19 protein-coding genes and 1 pseudogene are annotated in these 16,544 nt (G+C 64.4%); 5 read left to right on the forward strand and 15 right to left on the reverse strand.

Translation table 11 applies throughout. The annotated features are described in order from the left end of the window. Nucleotides 1–45: 45 nt before the first annotated feature. Complete coding sequence (locus APZ15_RS32840; RefSeq protein ID WP_027792278.1) at nt 46–1,068, forward strand: aldo/keto reductase; 1,023 nt, start codon at nt 46–48, stop codon at nt 1,066–1,068. On the opposite strand, the gene APZ15_RS32845 is transcribed toward APZ15_RS32840, so the two are convergent. Genes APZ15_RS32845 through APZ15_RS32875 form a run of 7 tightly spaced genes read right to left on the reverse strand, consistent with a single transcriptional unit; the run spans nt 1,065 to nt 6,264 of the window. Further along, a complete protein-coding gene (locus APZ15_RS32845; protein WP_027792277.1) occupies nt 1,065–2,339 on the reverse strand; it encodes an FAD-dependent monooxygenase in 1,275 nt (424 codons plus the stop codon). The two genes, APZ15_RS32840 and APZ15_RS32845, sit on opposite strands and share 4 nt — an antisense overlap. Continuing rightward, nucleotides 2,336–2,653, reverse strand: a complete 318-nt coding sequence (locus tag APZ15_RS32850; RefSeq protein WP_027792276.1) for a DUF1330 domain-containing protein — start codon at nt 2,651–2,653, stop codon at nt 2,336–2,338. The genes APZ15_RS32845 and APZ15_RS32850 overlap by 4 nt, the downstream gene beginning before the upstream one ends. A 49-nt stretch (nt 2,654–2,702) precedes the next feature. Further along, nucleotides 2,703–2,990, reverse strand: a complete 288-nt coding sequence (locus APZ15_RS32855; RefSeq protein WP_027792275.1) for a DUF1330 domain-containing protein — start codon at nt 2,988–2,990, stop codon at nt 2,703–2,705. After that, nucleotides 2,987–3,349 carry a non-heme iron oxygenase ferredoxin subunit gene (locus APZ15_RS32860; protein ID WP_027792274.1) on the reverse strand — a complete coding sequence of 121 codons (363 nt, stop codon included), beginning with the start codon at nt 3,347–3,349 and terminating at the stop codon, nt 2,987–2,989. Before APZ15_RS32860 ends, APZ15_RS32855 begins: the two co-directional genes overlap by 4 nt. Nucleotides 3,350–3,358: 9 nt before the next feature. Next, nucleotides 3,359–3,892, reverse strand: coding sequence for an aromatic-ring-hydroxylating dioxygenase subunit beta (locus APZ15_RS32865; protein ID WP_027792273.1), 534 nt, complete (start codon nt 3,890–3,892; stop codon nt 3,359–3,361). Next, a complete protein-coding gene (locus tag APZ15_RS32870) occupies nt 3,893–5,152 on the reverse strand; it encodes a Rieske 2Fe-2S domain-containing protein (RefSeq protein WP_027792272.1) in 1,260 nt (419 codons plus the stop codon). It lies immediately after the preceding gene. 11 nt (nt 5,153–5,163) lie between these two features. After that, complete coding sequence (locus APZ15_RS32875; protein WP_063623169.1) at nt 5,164–6,264, reverse strand: 3-deoxy-7-phosphoheptulonate synthase; 1,101 nt, start codon at nt 6,262–6,264, stop codon at nt 5,164–5,166. A 209-nt stretch (nt 6,265–6,473) separates the two neighbouring features. Between APZ15_RS32875 and APZ15_RS32880 the strand changes: the two genes are divergently transcribed. Further along, nucleotides 6,474–6,899 carry an acyl-CoA thioesterase gene (locus APZ15_RS32880; RefSeq protein ID WP_021157713.1) on the forward strand — a complete coding sequence of 142 codons (426 nt, stop codon included), beginning with the start codon at nt 6,474–6,476 and terminating at the stop codon, nt 6,897–6,899. Nucleotides 6,900–6,935: 36 nt separating this feature from the next. On the opposite strand, the gene APZ15_RS40225 is transcribed toward APZ15_RS32880, so the two are convergent. Both APZ15_RS40225 and APZ15_RS32885 read right to left on the reverse strand, forming a co-directional pair. Further along, a complete protein-coding gene (locus tag APZ15_RS40225) occupies nt 6,936–7,175 on the reverse strand; it encodes a LuxR C-terminal-related transcriptional regulator (RefSeq protein WP_225723211.1) in 240 nt (79 codons plus the stop codon). 380 nt (nt 7,176–7,555) lie between these two features. Beyond that, entirely contained in the window at nt 7,556–8,482 is a 927-nt protein-coding gene (locus tag APZ15_RS32885; RefSeq protein WP_034196250.1) for a LysR family transcriptional regulator, read from the reverse strand. A gap of 378 nt (nt 8,483–8,860) precedes the next feature. Between APZ15_RS32885 and APZ15_RS42395 the strand changes: the two genes are divergently transcribed. Further along, complete coding sequence (locus APZ15_RS42395; RefSeq protein WP_370672076.1) at nt 8,861–9,160, forward strand: DUF6687 family protein; 300 nt, start codon at nt 8,861–8,863, stop codon at nt 9,158–9,160. Here APZ15_RS42395 and APZ15_RS32890 read toward each other — a convergent pair. Then, the gene (locus APZ15_RS32890) at nt 9,148–11,634 is read right to left on the reverse strand and encodes an AsmA family protein (RefSeq protein ID WP_034196203.1); all 2,487 of its coding nucleotides are present in this window, start codon (nt 11,632–11,634) and stop codon (nt 9,148–9,150) included. The two genes, APZ15_RS42395 and APZ15_RS32890, sit on opposite strands and share 13 nt — an antisense overlap. 253 nt (nt 11,635–11,887) lie before the next feature. On the opposite strand from APZ15_RS32890, the gene APZ15_RS32895 reads away from it, so the two are divergent. Further along, nucleotides 11,888–13,696 carry an alkaline phosphatase D family protein gene (locus tag APZ15_RS32895; protein WP_027792271.1) on the forward strand — a complete coding sequence of 603 codons (1,809 nt, stop codon included), beginning with the start codon at nt 11,888–11,890 and terminating at the stop codon, nt 13,694–13,696. A 99-nt stretch (nt 13,697–13,795) separates the two neighbouring features. Here APZ15_RS32895 and APZ15_RS40230 read toward each other — a convergent pair whose 3' ends face one another. The 5 genes and pseudogenes from APZ15_RS40230 to APZ15_RS32900 all read right to left on the reverse strand — a co-directional run bounded on the left by APZ15_RS40230 (nt 13,796) and on the right by APZ15_RS32900 (nt 15,457). Next, on the reverse strand, nt 13,796–13,942 hold the full coding sequence (locus APZ15_RS40230; RefSeq protein ID WP_021157720.1) for a DUF3096 domain-containing protein: 147 nt from the start codon (nt 13,940–13,942) through the stop codon (nt 13,796–13,798). Nucleotides 13,943–14,115: 173 nt separating this feature from the next. Beyond that, nucleotides 14,116–14,312, reverse strand: a pseudogene (locus APZ15_RS42400) (integrase); the annotation flags it as partial. Between the two features lie 3 nt (nt 14,313–14,315). Then, nucleotides 14,316–14,465 (reverse strand): hypothetical protein, encoded by a 150-nt coding sequence (locus APZ15_RS42405; protein ID WP_226129519.1) that lies wholly within the window; start codon nt 14,463–14,465, stop codon nt 14,316–14,318. Between the two features lie 28 nt (nt 14,466–14,493). Then, the gene (locus APZ15_RS42410; protein WP_226129521.1) at nt 14,494–14,661 is read right to left on the reverse strand and encodes a hypothetical protein; all 168 of its coding nucleotides are present in this window, start codon (nt 14,659–14,661) and stop codon (nt 14,494–14,496) included. 229 nt (nt 14,662–14,890) lie between these two features. Next, a complete protein-coding gene (locus tag APZ15_RS32900; RefSeq protein ID WP_027792270.1) occupies nt 14,891–15,457 on the reverse strand; it encodes a TetR/AcrR family transcriptional regulator in 567 nt (188 codons plus the stop codon). Nucleotides 15,458–15,566: 109 nt separating this feature from the next. Here APZ15_RS32900 and APZ15_RS32905 point away from each other — a divergent pair, with 109 nt between their 5' ends. Further along, nucleotides 15,567–16,544: an alpha/beta fold hydrolase gene (locus APZ15_RS32905; protein WP_027792269.1), complete on the forward strand. Its 978-nt coding sequence runs from the start codon at nt 15,567–15,569 to the stop codon at nt 16,542–16,544.

Here is a 16,544-nt window from a genome sequence, read left to right on the forward strand (position 1 = left end):
GGCGCCATCCTGCAGTCCTTCACGCTTCTACAAGGAGTACCGATCATGGAATACCGAACCCTCGGCGGAACCGGCTTCAAGGTTCCCGTTCTGAGTCTCGGCACCGCGACGTTCGGCGGCGGCAACGCATTCTTCAGGGAATGGGGCAGCACGGACGCCGCCGGCGCGCGCGAGCTCCTCGACATCGCGCTCGACGCCGGCATCTCGATGTTCGACAGCGCGGACGTCTATTCCGACGGACTCGCCGAAGAGCTGCTCGGCCAGGCGATCGCCGGCCGGCGCGATCGCGTGATCGTGTCGACGAAGGGCACGTTCCGGCTCGGCGAAGGCCCGAATGACGTCGGGTCGTCGCGCCATCATCTCGCCAATGCCATTCACGGCAGCCTCAAGCGGCTCGGCACCGACTACATCGACGTGTACCAGTTGCATGGATTCGATGCCCAGACACGCGTCGAGGAAACCCTGCGCACGCTTGACGATTTCGTGCGCGCCGGCAAGATCCGCGTGATCGGCTGCTCGAACTTCTCCGGCTGGCACCTGATGAAGTCGCTCGCGGCCGCCGATCGCGACGGGCTCACGCGACATGCCGTGCACCAGGTCTACTATTCGCTGATCGGCCGCGACTACGAAACGGAGCTGATGCCGCTCGCGCTCGACCAGCAGGTGTCCGCGATCGTCTGGAGCCCGCTCGGGTGGGGACGGCTGACCGGCCTGATCGGACGGGGCCGACCGTTGCCGGAGACGAGCCGGCTGCACAAGACCGCCAACGAGGGGCCGCCCGTCACGGATGCCCTGCTGCACCACGTCGTCGACGCGCTCGACGAGATCGCCGCCGAAACCGGCAAGTCGGTCGCGCAGGTCGCACTCAATTGGTTGCTGCGGCGGCCGACCGTCGCGAACGTGATCATCGGCGCCCGAAACGCCACGCAATTGCGCGAGAACGCGCAGGCGGCCAGCTGGGCCTTGACACCCGACCAGGTGAAACGGCTCGATGCCGCCAGTACGACGCAACTGCCCTACCCGTACTGGCACCAGCGCGGCTTCGAGCGCAATCCGGCACCGGTCTAATACGGCGCCTGCGCGTGCGGCATCGGCGGCGACCGATGCGACGGTACCGCACGCGTCGCCGCGGCCTGCATGCGCGCGGCGAGCGGCGACGCGCCGACCAGCCAGTCCAGCTCGACAGGTAACGGCGGCAGCGCGGGCGACGCGTGCGCGGTCAGCGCATCGTAGCCGAACACCCAGTCCGGCTCGGTCGGGCCGTGCATGAAGGTATTCGCGGCGGACACGCGATGCACTTCGCCGAGTCTCGCGACCCGGCACTGCGCATAGGTCGAGAACGCACTCGCCGCGTTCGACGAGCCGATGAGCGCACGCAGCAGGATCGTCGCGTCCTCGAGCGCCATGGCCGCGCCCTGCGACATGAACGGGCGCATCGGATGACAGGCGTCGCCGATCAGCACGACGCGCTCGTTGCCGAACTCGAACTGCGGCGAACGTTCGAACAACGCCCACTTCATGACCGACTCGCGTGGCGCGCGTGCCAGCATGTGACGCACGGCCGGATGAAAATCCGCGAAGATCGCCTGCATCTCGTCGACGTCGCCCGGCATCGACGAAGCCTGCGTGGGCCACTCGGCCTGCGGTGTCATCGCGGCGAAATAGAATTCGCGGCGCGCACGATCGAGCCAGTACGACAGCACGAATTTCCGGTCGCCCCACCACTTGGTCAGATCCTCGATCGCGAGTTCGCCCAGCAGCGCGCGCGGATACGCCCCGCGAAACGCGACCTGCCCGGAGAATTCCGGCGCCTCGAATCCGCGCAGCGCCTCGCGCACGCGCGAGCGCAGGCCGTCTGCCCCGATCACCAGATCGGCCGTTTCGCTCGAACCGTCCTCGAACGTCAGCCTGATCGCGTCGCCCGCCGGGTCGAGGCCGGCGAGACGCTTGCCCCACGCGATCGTCCCGGGCGCCACCGCCCCCAACAGCGCGGCATGCAGGTCGCCGCGCTTGAGCGTCACGAACGTCGCGCCGAAGCGGCCGATCGCGTGTTCGCCGAGCGGCAGCCGATACAGCAGCTCACCGTCGGCCGCCTGGCGGTTGGCGAACGCATCGGGTTCCTGGCCCGCCCACAGGGCCTGGCGATGCACGCCGAGCAGCCGCATCACCCGCATCAGGTTCGGGCTCAGGTGAATGCCGGCGCCCACCCGGGCAAACGCCGGCGCCTGCTCGAACAGGCGCACGTCATGGCCGATCCGTTGCAGCATCGCGCCGAGCGCGCACCCGCCGATACCCGCGCCCACGATCGCGATGCGCGCCGCCGAAGTCGTCCCGGTCATCCCTGCTCTCCCACGGTTGCCGCCGGTGCCGCGCCCTGTACGATGATGCCGATCGTGCGTGCGGTGCGTTCGCGAATATCCCGTGCGCGCCGATAGCCGTCGGATTCGTACCACGCCTTTGCGCGGTCGATCGAATCGAATTCGAGCACCACGACGCGCCGAGGCGACCACGCGCCTTCGAGCGTTGCCGCCTCGCCGCCGCGCACCAGGAAACGCCCGCCGAATTCAGCGACGGTCGGCGCGCCGATCTCGCGGTACTGCTCATAACCGCGTGCGTCGTGAACGTCGATGTCAAACACGATATATGCCGTCATGTCTTCCCCCACTTGGTCTCGCGGGCCGCGGCCGAGCGCGGCCCCGGTTTCACAGGCTCCCGAGCGCGATGCTGTGCGTGTCGGCCGCATCGAGCCGCAGCTGCCTCGCGCGCTGATATTCGTCGGAACCGTGCCAGCGGCGCGCCGCGTCGAGATCGTCGAACTCCAGCACGACCAGGCGCCGCGGCGTCCATTCGCCTTCGAGCACGACCACGTCGTCGCTGCGCGCGAGCACGCGGCCGCCGTGCGCGGCGATCGTCGGCACACCGAGCTTCCGGTATTCGGCAAATCGCACTTCGTCGTATACGTCGACATCCACCACCACATAGGCACTCATGTCCGCTCTCCCGTTGATGCATCCGCTTCGTCATGCGCGACTTCGGTATCGAATCGCACGAACACCCGGCCCGCCTCGATCTTCACCGGGAACGTCTTCACGCAAGCCGTGACCGGCGCGCACAGCGCGGCACCGGTCCGCACGCTGAAGCGCCCCTGATGCAGCGGGCACTCGATTTCGTCGTCGAGCAGAAAACCGTCGCTCAGGCGCGCCTCGCCGTGCGTGCACTGGTTGTCGGTCGCGAAGATCTCGTCGTCGACCGCGAACAGCGCAATGTCGCGCCCGCCGACGATCACGCCCGTCAGCCCCTCCTCGCGTACCGCGGCCGTATCGACCGCATAGGTCCATTCCGTCTTCACGCTGCCTCCTCAGATCGGATAGATGATCGAATTCGGCACCATCTCGCTGTCGTACACGCAGATGCGCGACTCGAAACGCAGCCCGTGCGGCGTGCGGCGTATCCGGTCGAGATAACGACCGGTGTTGTACACGTCGCTCATCTGCTCGCTCTTGGTACGCAGCACCGCGTAGTTCGTCTCGGCCTCGATGACCGATTCGTCGAGATACGTGATGAGCGGCGTGCCGATCAGGTGGCGCTGGTAATACGGGTCGTAAAACAGCGTCTCCTTGATGCCGTACACGCGATCCTTCAGCATCCCCTTGCTCTCGAACGCGAGCAGCGCAAGCGGAAAGTCGCGTTCATGGTTCTCGCGCGGCAACAGCTGATACGTGCAGTCCTCCTCGAAGAATTCCGGCCACGCGTCCCAGTCGCCGCGATCCAGCGCGGACGCGTAGCGCGCGTTCAGGTCCACGAGCCCGTAGAAATCGGCGAAGGTCGCCGCAACCGTTCCGGTGCCGCGCGTCGCGGGCCGTGCGTCGGCCAATGCGGATGAAATCGTCATTCATGCCTCCATCACGTGGCGCCAGTACTGGTACATGCCGCGCACGAGCGTTTCGCTGACCATGTGGTCGGTGCGCTCGTCGACTTCGCGGCCGCCGAGCTCGTTGTATACGTTGCCGTGCTGGATCTGCTCGAAGCTCTGCTGCACGCACTCGATCACTTCGCCGTCGTCCGCCGAAACGAAGCCGGCCGGCCCGAACAGGTTGGCCTGACGCAGCCGCCGGCGCGTCATGTCCTCGTCGTCCGTCTCGAATCCGAAGTGCGTCCAGACGTAATCGAACACGCCGGGGCTGACCGGGCGGATGCGCCGGGTCGACAGCGCATTCACCTGCTGCTGGATGATCACGCTCGGCATCAACGTCAACATCACGACGGTCGGCTCGCCCCACCACGGCTCGTGCACGACGTCGAGGAAACGGTCGTCGTTCAGCGTCATGCGCTCCTTGAAGCTCGTCACGTTGTGCGTGACCTCGCCGCCGCCCCCGCCGCTGCGGATCGAGATCATCGCGCCGTGACGGTGATGCGCGTCGGTGACCAGCTGGGCCGGATTGTCCGCGCGCCACAGCCCGAAGTTGACGAACCAGGTGTGCAGGAGCCCCGCGTGATAGGGGTCCTTGATGTTCTCCACCATCAGCTTCCAGTTGCTCGGCACGCGCTGGCGCGTATAACCGAGCACGGTCAGCTTCGGCCCGTGGAACAGGCGGTCGTAATAGCGCAGGATGTCGGGACCGAGGAAATCCTCGAACGACTCGACGTCCTGGTCGAACGACGCGAACACCGCGCCGCCGCGCGTCGACACGCGCAGCCGCCGCAACGCGTGATTCTTCGGATCGAAATCCGGCGGCATGCCGCCGTTGATCTTGCCGCTCTGCCGTACGCCGCGCCGGAACGGCACGCCGACCAGGTTGCCCTTCAGGTCGTAGTTCCACTGGTGATACGGGCAGTGGAAATCCTTCGCGTTCCCCGCGCGTTCACGACAGAACTGCATGCCGCGATGCGCGCAGGCGTTCTCGAACACGACCACCTCGCCGTCCTCGGTGCGCGTCATCACGACCGAGCGCTCGCCGACTTCGGTGCGCTGGAAATCGCCGGGAGACGGCACTTCCGCCTCGAGGCCGATGTAACACCAGTGTTTCGAATAGAACAAACGCTCCAGTTCGCGCTGGTAAAGCGCATCGCTCGTATAGGCTTCGAACGGTGTCCGGCTTGCGCCGTCCCCCTTCCAGTCGAGCGCGTGTGCGATATCGATGGGTGAGTTCAAGAAAGCTCCTTTCAGTAAGAAATGGCTTGTACGGTGCCGGCCGGAACACCCGGTACCAGAAAGCCGACTCGGGACCGCCGCCGCGACGCGACCGCGGCGGCGAACAGCTCGATCAGTGCAACCGTGTCCTCCCAGCCGAGACAGGCGTCCGTCACGCTCTGCCCGTAGGTCAGTGCCCGGCCGGGCACGATGTCCTGCCGCCCCTCGACGAGAAACGACTCGACCATCACGCCGGCAATCGCGCGCTGCCCGTCGCGCAGCTGCCCGGCCACGTTCTCGCATACGGCGATTTGGGCGCGCGTCTGCTTTCCGCTGTTGCCGTGACTCGCATCGATCACGACGTGCGGCGGCAACTGCGCATCGCGCAGCGCCGCACAGGCGGCCGTCACGCTGACGTCGTCGTAGTTCGGCACGCGCCCGCCGCGCAGCACGATGTGCGTATTCGGATTGCCCTGCGTGGACGCGACCTCGAGGCCGCCTTCGTCACGCGGACGGAGATAGTGATGCGCTGCCCGCGACGTGCGAACCGCGTCGATCGCGATCTTCACGTTGCCGTCGGTGCCGTTCTTGAAGCCGATCGGCGCATCGAGGCCGGATGCGATCTGCCGGTGAATCTGCGACTCGGTCGTGCGTGCGCCGATCGCACCCCAGGACACCAGATCGTCGAGGTAGGGCGCCGTGAGCGGATCGAGAAACTCGGTCGCGACCGGCATGCCGAGTGCGTTGACGTCGAGCAGCAGGCGACGCGCAAGACGCAGCCCGTCATCGACGCGATAGCTTCCGTCGAGCCGCGGATCGTTGATCAAGCCCTTCCAGCCGACCGTGGTGCGCGGCTTTTCGAAGTACGTGCGCATCACGACCTCGAGCGTATCGGCGTAACGCGCCCGCAGCGGCGCGAGCCGGCGCGCGAATTCGAGCGCGGCGTCCGTGTCGTGAATCGAGCACGGCCCGACGATCAACGCGAGGCGATCGTCCCTGCCCGCGAGGATGCGGGCGAGTGCGCGCTGGGCGCCACGTACCACACGAGTGGTCGCGGCGTCGGCATGCAACTCGCCGCGCAGTTGCATTGCCCCGGTGACCGCCGCCGTCCCTTTCAGATGAGGCTGTTCCACTTGACTCTCCGATTTCGATTCGACAATACGAAACTCACGGGGGTCAATTAAAGCTTTATCAAATTCGATTCGATACTGTCATTTATCTCAGTCGCCGATCGAATTCCTCAATCTGCCATTTTTTACAGTATCTAAAACCATCCGATTCAATTTATTTTCATCGCGAGGACATGCGCCATTGCACCTCGCACTCTCACATGGAGATACACATGACGAAAAATCATTATGAAACTGAAATTACCGTTAAATACCGGGAGACGGACGGACTCGGGCATGTCAGCAGCCCGGTTTATTACGATTACCTTCAACACGCGTATCTGACGTTCATGCACGACCTGCTGGAGCTGCCGTATTCGGAGAAGTTGCCGCACATCATGGTCAAGACGTCGTGCGAGTACCTGAAGCCCGCGCAGTACGGGGATACGATCACGGTACGCAGCAGCATTACCCGTTTCGGCTCGAAGAGCTTCGAGCTCGAGCACCTGATGATGCGGGACAACGGCGCGGCCGGCGACGACGCGATCGTTGCCCGCGCACAGTCGACGCACGTGATGTTCGACTATGCGAGCAATGCGACGATGCCGGTTCCCGAAGAGTTCAAGGCACGCGTGCTGGCGTTCCAGGGCGCGATCTGACAAACGGCTTCCCGGGGCGGGCGCCCCGGGTCCTTTCTAAACGAATACGATCAGGCCCATCAGCACGGCTTTCACGACCGCGTTTGTCTTGTTCGAAGCGTCCAGCTTGGCAATGGAACGTGAAATGTGAAAATTGATCGTACGTTCGGTCAATCCGAGAATCATGCCTATCTCATAGGCAGTCTTCCCTTCGGCTGCCCATTTCAATACTTCACACTCTCTCGTGCTCAACGCGACCGCAGTGGGGGGTGTCATGTTCAATGCCAACCGAGTCATTCTAATCTCCAGAACAATTAACCATGCTGGCCGACTCGGCGCACGCCCATCCTGCGAAGCGTGAATCATCCTGTTCAGCCCTCGAAAGCGCAAACGACAGTGCTTGGCGCCAAAGCGCCAGCCTGTTTCTTTATTTATTAAGTCAGTAATGCACGCGAATCGGCCATGTGCCGCTCGCGTACCTCGGGATCATTATCAGCAACGATCAGGCAACAATCACGAATCAAGGTGCATTGAGCGAAACAATGCAATACGGATTAATTACGCCGGACGCAGCAATCGGACAAGGTTGAGCATACCGAGTTGCAATCCCGCGCGGAAGATGCGTCAGGCTCAATGTATTCATGCAGTTGACGCGCGCGAACGTGACGTGTGCACCGTCATGGTTCAGGTGCGCCGACATCGTACAACGACGACGCCTGGGTCGCGCAGACACGTCGCAGGCAACTGCGCAGCCAGCGATGCGCGGGGTCGTTATCGAAGCGCGGATGCCATATCTGCGAAACCGTCAACGTGGCAGTCAGCACCGGCAACGGGAAGCTGAACATTCCCCCCCGCGATTTCGCGGTCTGCCGCTCCGGAACATTGGCGATCAAATCCGAATCGCGCGCCAGGGACAATGCGGCGGGAAAACCGGACACGATCGCCGCGACGGTTCGCTGCAGCCCCAGCGTATCAAGCACGTTGTCGATGGGACCGCTGAGCTGCCCCCGCCGCGACACGCTGATATGGCCGAACGATGCATATCGCTGCGGCGTGACCTCCTCCCGCGCAAGCGGGTGACCGGCCCGAACGACGCCGATGAAGCGGTCGCGGAACAGCGCCTGTACACGCAATTCGGGGCCCGTATGGCCCACCACGCCGATTTCGAGATCGACGGCCCCCATGCGCAACGCCTCGACACTCTTGTCCGGCTTCGGCGCGAAGCGCAGCCGAACGTTCGGCGCGGTTTCCATCACCAGCGCGAGCAGTTCGGCCGCGAACGTATCGACGAACCCTTCGTTGGCACGGATCGTAAACGTGCGCTCGAGCCCGCCGAGGTCCGCGTTCTTGCACGGACAAAGGACAGCCTGCGCCCCTTCCACGAGCGCGCGAACCTGGACCCGCAGTTCAAGCGCATGAGGCGTCGGCACCAGATCGCGTCCGGCCCTGACGAGCAGCGGATCACCCGTCGTGGCCCTCAGGCGGGCCAGGGACCGGCTCAATGCCGACGGGCTGAGGCCGAGCGTCTCCGCGGCCCGCGCGACGCTGTTCTCGGACAGCAAGGCATCCAGAACAATCAAGAGATTGAGGTCAGGTGCATTCATCTTGTTCAACTCGTGCCGATCGGGACCCGGCCTGGATTGACGATTAACGGGAACCGCGAATTCGACGTGATATCCGCGCAGCGCACGATGACGGACAACCGTGCCGCTCGATCGGCGGCACGGCGCTCCATCAATCATCGTGCGACGGAATACGTGAAGCGAGACGGCCCGTTTGCGCGATGTCATTCTGTTTCCGGATTGTGCACCGCACGCGATTCGATCTCAACCGCCATTCGACGTCGCCCCCTGTCCATATCGGCCGCAGACACCGGGTGACGGCAAGGCAAGCAGGAACCTGTCGTCACGGGTCGACGCGGTGCGCCTGCGTTCGGCCGATGCGGTGCCCTGCTGGCGGCCGGGAATCGGCCGGCCACGCAAATCGAACGGCATCCCGAACGCGATCTCGCGGTATTCCGGCTACCTGCATCGGCCGCGCTTCGCGGACGCGCGTCGCCACGCTACTTCGGCTTGTCGCCCATCGGATTCCGCAACCGGGCCCGCTTGTCGACGCGCGCACGAGTTGCACACGACGACGTCGCGATTCATCAGCGCCACGAGGGTTGGGTCACGCGCGTATCGCAATCGCCGCGCCCCCTGCGCGATCTGTCGATGCTCGTGCGTGTACTCGAGGCGGCCGAGCGCGGGAACGGACCGCGCACGTGGCGTTACCGGTCATGAGAGGAACCCCGGTTCGCCCGCGTCGAATGCCCGGGTTCGGCACCGTCCGGCGCGGAAGCGGCAGAAGCAGCCAACGGCGCGTTCATGTACGCCGGGACAGCCTTCTTTCCCTGTCGGACGCCCGGCGGCGGCGCCGTCGGGCGCTGCTCCATGTCGGCCAGCATCTGCCCGCACGGCAACGAGCGACTGCGGCCCGGCTGCAGCAACGCGAGCAGACTGGCGAGCGGATTCAGCAAGCCCAGCCCGATCGCGGCACCGCCACGCGCGATCAGTGCGCCCGCCTTCACCCCGACGTGCGGTTGCTTGAAGGACCCGGTGACGTACAGCGGCGAGCGTAGCGATATCACCCGGAATCCCTTGGTATGGGGATGGATCGTCAGGTTCATGGTCTCGTCCCGCAGGTTCACGTTGCCATCCATGCCGATCACCGCATCCTCGGTGTCGAGCGCGAATACGCGCGAGTCGAGCACGCCGTCGGTGACCACGAAGTCGGCCACACCGCAGTTGATCCTGACGTCGCGCGTGCCGAACAATTTCTCGTACACCACGTTTGCAACGTTCAGCCCCGCGGCTTCCATCAGCAAGAGACTCACCGTGCCGTCGGTCACCAATGTCTTCACTTCCCCGTTGGAAGTCGCGGCGAGTGCCGCCGGCGAATTGCCGGTGGCCGACAGCGCGGCATCGCCGTTGACCTCGCCGAGCGCCGTTTGCATCACCGGGAATGTCGGGAACAGTTGCTTGAGTTTCAGATGTCGCGCCTGCAGCGAGAACCGCCCCTTGAGCGGCGTGCCGCTGCCGTCCAGGTGGATGTTCGAAGCAAGCGTCCCCCCCGCGACGCCGAAGTTCAGCGGGTTGAGCGTCAGCACGCCGTCATGCAACACGACGTGGGTCGACAGGTCGGTGATCGGCAGGCTCGCGGTCTTGACGATGCGCCGCCCGGTCAATCGAACGTCGGCGTCGATCTTCTTCCAGCGGTCCGTGCGGAATGCCTCGACCGGCAACGCCTTGTTCGCGGGCTGCGCGACGGCGGCGCCCCGCCGCGCCTTGCTGGCATTCGTGTCGGCGCCGATGAGCGGCGCAAGGTCGGAAAACTGCAGCAGCCTCGACACCAGGGTACCGGACAAGAGCGGCCTCGGTTCGCGCGAAACGTAGACCAACGAGCCGTTGATGTCGCTGCCGCCGACGCGTCCCGTGAAGTCCTCGTACTTGAATACGTTGCCGGACGCCCGGAATTGGCCGACCAGTCGGCCGTCGGTCGCATACGGAGCGGTTTCGGGAAGGGTGAGGCCCGTGACGTCATACAGCTTGGCCATGCTGGTGCCCGCGAGCCACAGTCGAAGATCGACCGCCGCCAGGTGAGCCGGATCGGTCAGCGTGCCGACGAGCGCCAGGTGCGTATCGCCAAAGCGCAAATCGGCTTGAACCGGAAACGGGTGTTGCGCGCCCTGCACCTCCAGCACATTGCCGATCTTGCCCGTGCCGGCGACCGCGCCTTTCTTGTAGGTCCCCTTGACGGTCCAGCCGATCGCGTACGTGCCGACGCCGGCAGATGCCGCGGGTGCTGCGGATGCTGCGCCCGTCGATGCGCTCGTTGTCGCCGAAGCCGTTGCGCCCGACGCGGCCACTGCGGGCGCGCTCGATGCCATCGACGGGCCTGATGCAGCCGGGGCTATCGTGGTGCGAGATGTCGTCGCCGCGGCATTGGACGCAGCGGCCAACGCTTGCGACGCCGCGGCCGATGCGCGGGACGCCGCCTCGGCACCCGACGCAGGCACCACCGGTTGCGCCGGGCCGGCGCGCGCCTGGGCCGCGAGCTTTTTCTGACCTGCCGGCCCGACGGCACGCGCCGATTCGTGTTGCGCCAACGCCTCCTGCTGTTTCACCACCGCGCCGAACGGGATCGGCTGGCCAAGCGTGTCGACCACGGCGCTCAGATCGAATTGCTTTTGCTGATCGTAGTAACCGAGACGACCCTGGGCAAACGCGATCTGATGCAGGTCGAGCGTCCATCGGCCCGGCTGCGCGGGGCTCTTGAGCTTGAGCGTCCAGTTGACTCGCCCGTCCCTGATGCGCTCGAGGTCGACAGAAGGATTGACCAGGTCGATTGCCGGAATCACGATGCGGCGTGCCATCAGCGGCAGCGCCTCGACTTCGAAGCTGATCATGTCCAGCATGACGAAATACTTCGTGCGCGCCCAATCGGGATTGGCGATCGTGACATCACGTGCGCTGAATCGCGGCCACGGCACCCATGCGCGCCAGCCTTGCTCGCTCACCGGCCGACGCCAATCGATACGCAATTCGCCGTTGATCGCGAACTGACGTCCGATCGCGTCCGACACCTTGTCATCGATCCACGGCCGGGCTCGATTCCAGTCGAACGTGACGATGAAGATGACCAGCGCGGCAAGCGCCAGGGTGACGATGACGGCAAGCCACGCGGCCACCTTGCCGACGGTGTGGCCAATGTGCATTGCTCCCTCCCCGAGTTTGCTGCACCGTATCCAGCAATTCGTGTTCCTGAATACGGGGTCCGCCCGCCAGGTAGCGTGCGTGCCTTCGAGATGGGGTTCGTACGACTTTTCAGGCGTCGATCTTCGCAGTAATGTTCCGGATCGACTGCGCTACCTGCCCCTCGCCGCGTAACGCCGGCAAGCTCGTTGAGCGAGAGAAGCGGACGCCTGCTGCAGTGCTTCCTGCATCCGCGGGATGCGATCGGGAGGATCAATGGATCGTCGCCATTTCCTCAAGTCGTCGGCCTTTTTTACCATTGCGGCTGCCGCCGCTGCTGTCCCGTACGACGTTTCACCAGCGGGCCTGCCGGGCAGCACCGTGCGCAAAAAAACCAGTCAATTTCCGCAAGGTGTCGCAAGCGGCGATCCGCGCGATCGCTCCATCGTGTTCTGGACACGCTGCGTGCCGGTACCGAGAGGCGACCAGCACGATGCAAGAAGTGCCGCGCGCGCGGTACCGCTACGACTCGAAGTATCGACGCTGCCGGATTTCTCGACGCTCGTCGCCAGCGTACCGCTGAGGGCGCTGGCCATCTACGACTTCACCGTGCGCGCGAAGGTGACGGCGCTCTCGCCGAAGACGACCTACCACTACAGGTTCGTCGCCAGCGGCGACGTCAGCATGACCGGTGTCGCGCGCACGGCACCGGAGGCCGGCGAGGCCAACGAACAGGTTCGCTTCGCGTGGCTCACCTGTCAGGACTGGAGCGTCAACCACTGGCAGGCGATGACGCTGATGGCCGCCGAACGCGATCTCGATTTCGTCGTGCACGTGGGTGACTATATCTATGAAACGGTCGGGACCTCTCCCCCCGGCCAGGCCGAGCCGGCACATTCTCCGCTGCATCTGCCCGACGGCAAGCGGCTCGCGGACGGCCGCGCGTATGCCGACACGCTCGAAGACTACCGGACGCTCTATCGCACCTATCGTACCGATTCGCGCTTGCAGACACTGCACCAGCGCCTGCCGATGATCGCGATCTGGGACGACCACGAATTTTCCGACGATTGCTGGCAGGATCATCAGGTCTACACCAACGAGGAGCGACAGGAAACCCGGCGGCGGCGCAACGCCAGCCGCGCGTGGGCAGAGTACATGCCGGTGGATTGGGGCGACGTGCGCTTCGAGCCGGACAATCCGTCGTACACGAACATTCGCATCTACCGCGATTTTCGTTTCGGCATGCTGATGCATCTGGTGATGACGGACGAGCGGCTGTATCGCGACGACCATGTCGTGAGCGAAGCGGCTATCGCGCGCGCGCACGGGCACGACCCGGTGCACGGTGACGACGCGGCCGGCTCGCGTTACTTCGTCAAGCAGGATGGACTGCTACGCGACGAGGCGCGTCTTGCCCGGCAGTTGGGCCGCCCGCCGTCGCTGCTCGGTCCGGAACAGACGCAATGGTGGAAAGCCGCGATGAAGGACTCGCCGGCAACCTGGAAGGTATGGGGCAACGAGGTGATGTTGAACCGTCTGTGGTTCGTGATGCCGGGTGCACCCAAGACACCGGGAGCCCGCCTCGTGGTCGATTGCGACGCATGGGACGGTTATCCCGCGCACAAGCACGAACTGCTCGCCTACTTGAGGGAGCACGGGATCCATAACGTCGTCGCGATCACCGGAGACCTGCATGCATTTCAGTGCGGCATCGTGCGGGACGATCCCGATCCCGCGACGGGGGTGCCGGTCATCGTCGATTTCGTCTGCGCCGGCATCAGCAGCATGTCCTTTTATTCCTACCTGAAGGCCGCATGGAACGGCACACCGCTCGCGTCCATCGCGGCGACGCCTGCCAGGCTCGACCGCTTCCTGATGGCGAACAACCCCGATCTGTGCCACGCCGACCACGACGCACAGGGTTACGCGTCGGCCACGGTCACGCCGGACTCCTTTTCCGTCACGTTCAACAAGATGAAGCCGTTGAACCCGGACGGCGCCGCGCCCGCGGATGCACTGCTGGGTCGCACGCGATTGACCGTGCCCAGGGATTCGGTCGAGGTACGCGTCGAGCACATGTAGGTTCCGACGCGCCGCCGTTTCCCGGCGGCATTGCGCGTCTCCGAAAACTCGAGCAAGCGGCACTGTGCGGTCATGCACAGGGCCGTTCCGCGCGGCGCGTCAGTGGAAATGTCCGCCGAAAAGCCCGAGCAACCCTATGATGATCAGGTAAAGCGCAACGATGTAATTCAGCAGTCGCGGTACCACCAGAATGAGAATCCCGGCGATCAGCGAAACCAATGGGCTCCAGTTCGTGAATTCGTGCATGGCGCGGCCTCCTGACAGTGGATCGCGAAATCGGATATGCGTCGGTGCGACGTTGATCCACGTATCGGAGCGATTTCCATGCCTGGCTCGACGCGTAACGTGTCGGGTCTTCGAATCGGCGGCCCACGCCGTCGTGCCCGTGCCGCAAGCCAATACCGGCGAACCGTCACGCGAGCAGCCGCAACGAGGTCGTCGCGCATCGTGCGTAGCAGGCGCTCGACCTCGAACGGCTCGGTGGTGTCGGCGGCGAAGTATAGTCGCGCGATCGTCGCGATCGGCAGGCCTTCGACCCGCGCGCCGCGCCCTGATTTCGGTGCGGCTGTCGGTGCGCGGCGGGAGGCAGCATCAGTTGCTGCGGGCGGTTCGATATCGGTCAGGCTGCCGCGGCTTGCGCCGCCTCACCGGCGCCGAATGTTTCCGCCCATTTCTCGTCGGAGACGGCGTCGAGCGTCGCGATCGCGGCCGCGCGCGACGCGTCGATCGTCCGTGCCTCGATCTTTGGCACGTGGCGCCCGAGCAGCACGTCAGAGGCGATGTCGCACGGCGCGTTGTCAGGACAAGCCCACGATGCCGTGCACGGCCCACGTCCGGCCGCGATGCGCGAGCGGGATGCCGATCACCGCGACGTCGCCGAAGCGCGTCGCGACCGCAAACACCACGGCATTGACGTGGCCGGGTGCCGGCAGGGCCGGCGATTTCATGGCAGAGGAACGAGCCATGGATTCATGTCCTGTCGGGACGTGGCACGATGACGAAGGGCAGCGGCGGCTCGCCCCGCACCAGTGCGAAAAGCTCGCCGGCGCCGGCCTGATTGTCAATGAAGTCCTGCTGGTAGTGGCTGTCAACTCAAGGAGCCCGAAGGCCGACAGTGCTCGAAGAGATACTCTGTGCGACCAAATCGAGCGGCGCGTAGATCGATTCACGGCGTCGAGGAAAGCCATTCCCGCGTTATCTGCACAGCGCATCCCGAGCAGCCTCGAGTATTTCTTCCGACAGCGCCTCGTTATCCACCACGCGCGACATCATCAGCGCACCGATCATGGCTGACGCGGCCGCCAGCGACTTGCCACGCTTGCTTGCTTCCGTGCCCCCCAACTGTGCCTCGATGAGACCTACGAGACGGAGAAACCCGTCCGTCGCGACTTGCCGTGTGCGCGAATCGGCTCTCGCCATATCTCCACCCAGCGCCGCAAACGGGCAGCCTATCGACATATTGTCGCGATGCGCGACCGACAGGTAACGCTCCGCAATCTCCCGGCGCGCCTCACGAGGCGGTTTCCCCTGCACGAACGACTCGAGCGTTCCGTACAGCGTCGCACTGGCAACATCGCATGCTTCCGCCACGAGATGGTCCTTCGACTCGAAGTGCCGATAGAACCCGCCCGGGGTCAAGCCGGCAGCCGACATGATGTCGGCAATCCCCGCACCTACCACCCCCTTCTCGCGAAACTCCCTTGCAGCGGTTTCCACGATCCGCTTGCGGGTCTCGCTTGCCTCTTCCCTCGACTTTCTCATATCGATCTTGCGCCTGAGCGCTCCGTGTAAAACTTCCCGTTGACACTTAGAGTGTATTCATACTCTAATTGGATGTCGACCATACTCTTATTTACCCAAGGGGGCGGAAGTGGGACAGGACTGGAAACATGGATACGTCCATACCAACGGCATTCGCATGCACTATGTGGAGCAGGGATCCGGGCCGCTGATCCTGCTCTGTCACGGGTGGCCTGAATCGTGGTTTTCGTGGCGCCATCAGATCGCGCCATTGGCGCGGGCCGGGTACAGGGTTGTCGCAATGGATCAGCGAGGCTACGCCGACACCGATGCACCGCAAGCAATCGACGCATACAACGTCCTGAATCTCGTTGCAGACCTGGTCGGCCTGGTTCATGCGTTGGGGGAAGAACACGCGATTCTCGTCGGGCACGATTGGGGATCCATGGTCGCAGCGTCCGCCGCACTGCTTCGTCCCGACATGTTCCGCAAACTGGCTTTGCTGAGCGTGCCGTACCTGCCACGCCAGACACTGCGGCCGGCCGTCCGCTTTCAATTGCTCACGCAGGAGCAGCATTTCTATCAACAGTATTTTCAGGAACCGGGGCGGATCGAGCGTGAGCTCGACGCCGACGTTCGCCGCGCTTTGCTGGGCATTCTGTATTCGGCCTCGGGGCAGGCTCGTTCGAGTGAAAAACACCGCCATTCCAGCTTCGTCCGTTTCGACAAGGCCAGTCGTCTTGTCGACAGTCTCGTGTTCCCCGACGAGCAACTCGCCTGGCTGACGACGGAGGAACTCGACTACTTCACGGCTCAGTTCAAGGTGTCGGGTTTCCGGGGCGGCATCAACTGGTATCGGAACTTCGATCGGAACTGGGAGCTGACGCCGTTCCTGGACGGCGCGCGCATCCTCCAGCCCACGGTCTTCATCGCCGGTGAACTGGATGGCGTGCTGAAGATGGCGAAGGATGAATACGAGACGCTCGAACTTAACGTGCCCAACCTGAAGGGAAAGCACCTGATTGCCGGAATCGGTCATTACGCGCAGCAAGAAGCGCCGGACGCAGTCAATCAGCTGCTGCTGTCGTTCCTGTCCGACCGGGGATAG

This window comes from Burkholderia cepacia ATCC 25416, from assembly GCF_001411495.1.
In the GTDB taxonomy this organism is placed as follows: Bacteria; Pseudomonadota; Gammaproteobacteria; order Burkholderiales; family Burkholderiaceae; genus Burkholderia; species Burkholderia cepacia.

Excerpts from the sequence above, each read along its gene's own strand:
- APZ15_RS42410 (WP_226129521.1), bottom strand. The coding sequence starts at position 14,661 with ATGGCTCGTTCCTCTGCCATGAAATCGCCGGCCCTGCCGGCACCCGGC.
- APZ15_RS32850 (WP_027792276.1), bottom strand. The coding sequence starts at position 2,653 with ATGACGGCATATATCGTGTTTGACATCGACGTTCACGACGCACGCGGT.
- APZ15_RS40230 (WP_021157720.1), bottom strand. The coding sequence starts at position 13,942 with ATGCACGAATTCACGAACTGGAGCCCATTGGTTTCGCTGATCGCCGGG.
- APZ15_RS32895 (WP_027792271.1), top strand. The coding sequence starts at position 11,888 with ATGGATCGTCGCCATTTCCTCAAGTCGTCGGCCTTTTTTACCATTGCG.
- APZ15_RS32855 (WP_027792275.1), bottom strand. The coding sequence starts at position 2,990 with ATGAGTGCCTATGTGGTGGTGGATGTCGACGTATACGACGAAGTGCGA.
- APZ15_RS32900 (WP_027792270.1), bottom strand. The coding sequence starts at position 15,457 with ATGAGAAAGTCGAGGGAAGAGGCAAGCGAGACCCGCAAGCGGATCGTG.
- APZ15_RS40225 (WP_225723211.1), bottom strand. The coding sequence starts at position 7,175 with ATGACTCGGTTGGCATTGAACATGACACCCCCCACTGCGGTCGCGTTG.
- APZ15_RS32865 (WP_027792273.1), bottom strand. The coding sequence starts at position 3,892 with ATGACGATTTCATCCGCATTGGCCGACGCACGGCCCGCGACGCGCGGC.
- APZ15_RS32890 (WP_034196203.1), bottom strand. The coding sequence starts at position 11,634 with ATGCACATTGGCCACACCGTCGGCAAGGTGGCCGCGTGGCTTGCCGTC.
- APZ15_RS32845 (WP_027792277.1), bottom strand. The coding sequence starts at position 2,339 with ATGACCGGGACGACTTCGGCGGCGCGCATCGCGATCGTGGGCGCGGGT.
- APZ15_RS32885 (WP_034196250.1), bottom strand. The coding sequence starts at position 8,482 with ATGAATGCACCTGACCTCAATCTCTTGATTGTTCTGGATGCCTTGCTG.
- APZ15_RS32880 (WP_021157713.1), top strand. The coding sequence starts at position 6,474 with ATGACGAAAAATCATTATGAAACTGAAATTACCGTTAAATACCGGGAG.
- APZ15_RS32840 (WP_027792278.1), top strand. The coding sequence starts at position 46 with ATGGAATACCGAACCCTCGGCGGAACCGGCTTCAAGGTTCCCGTTCTG.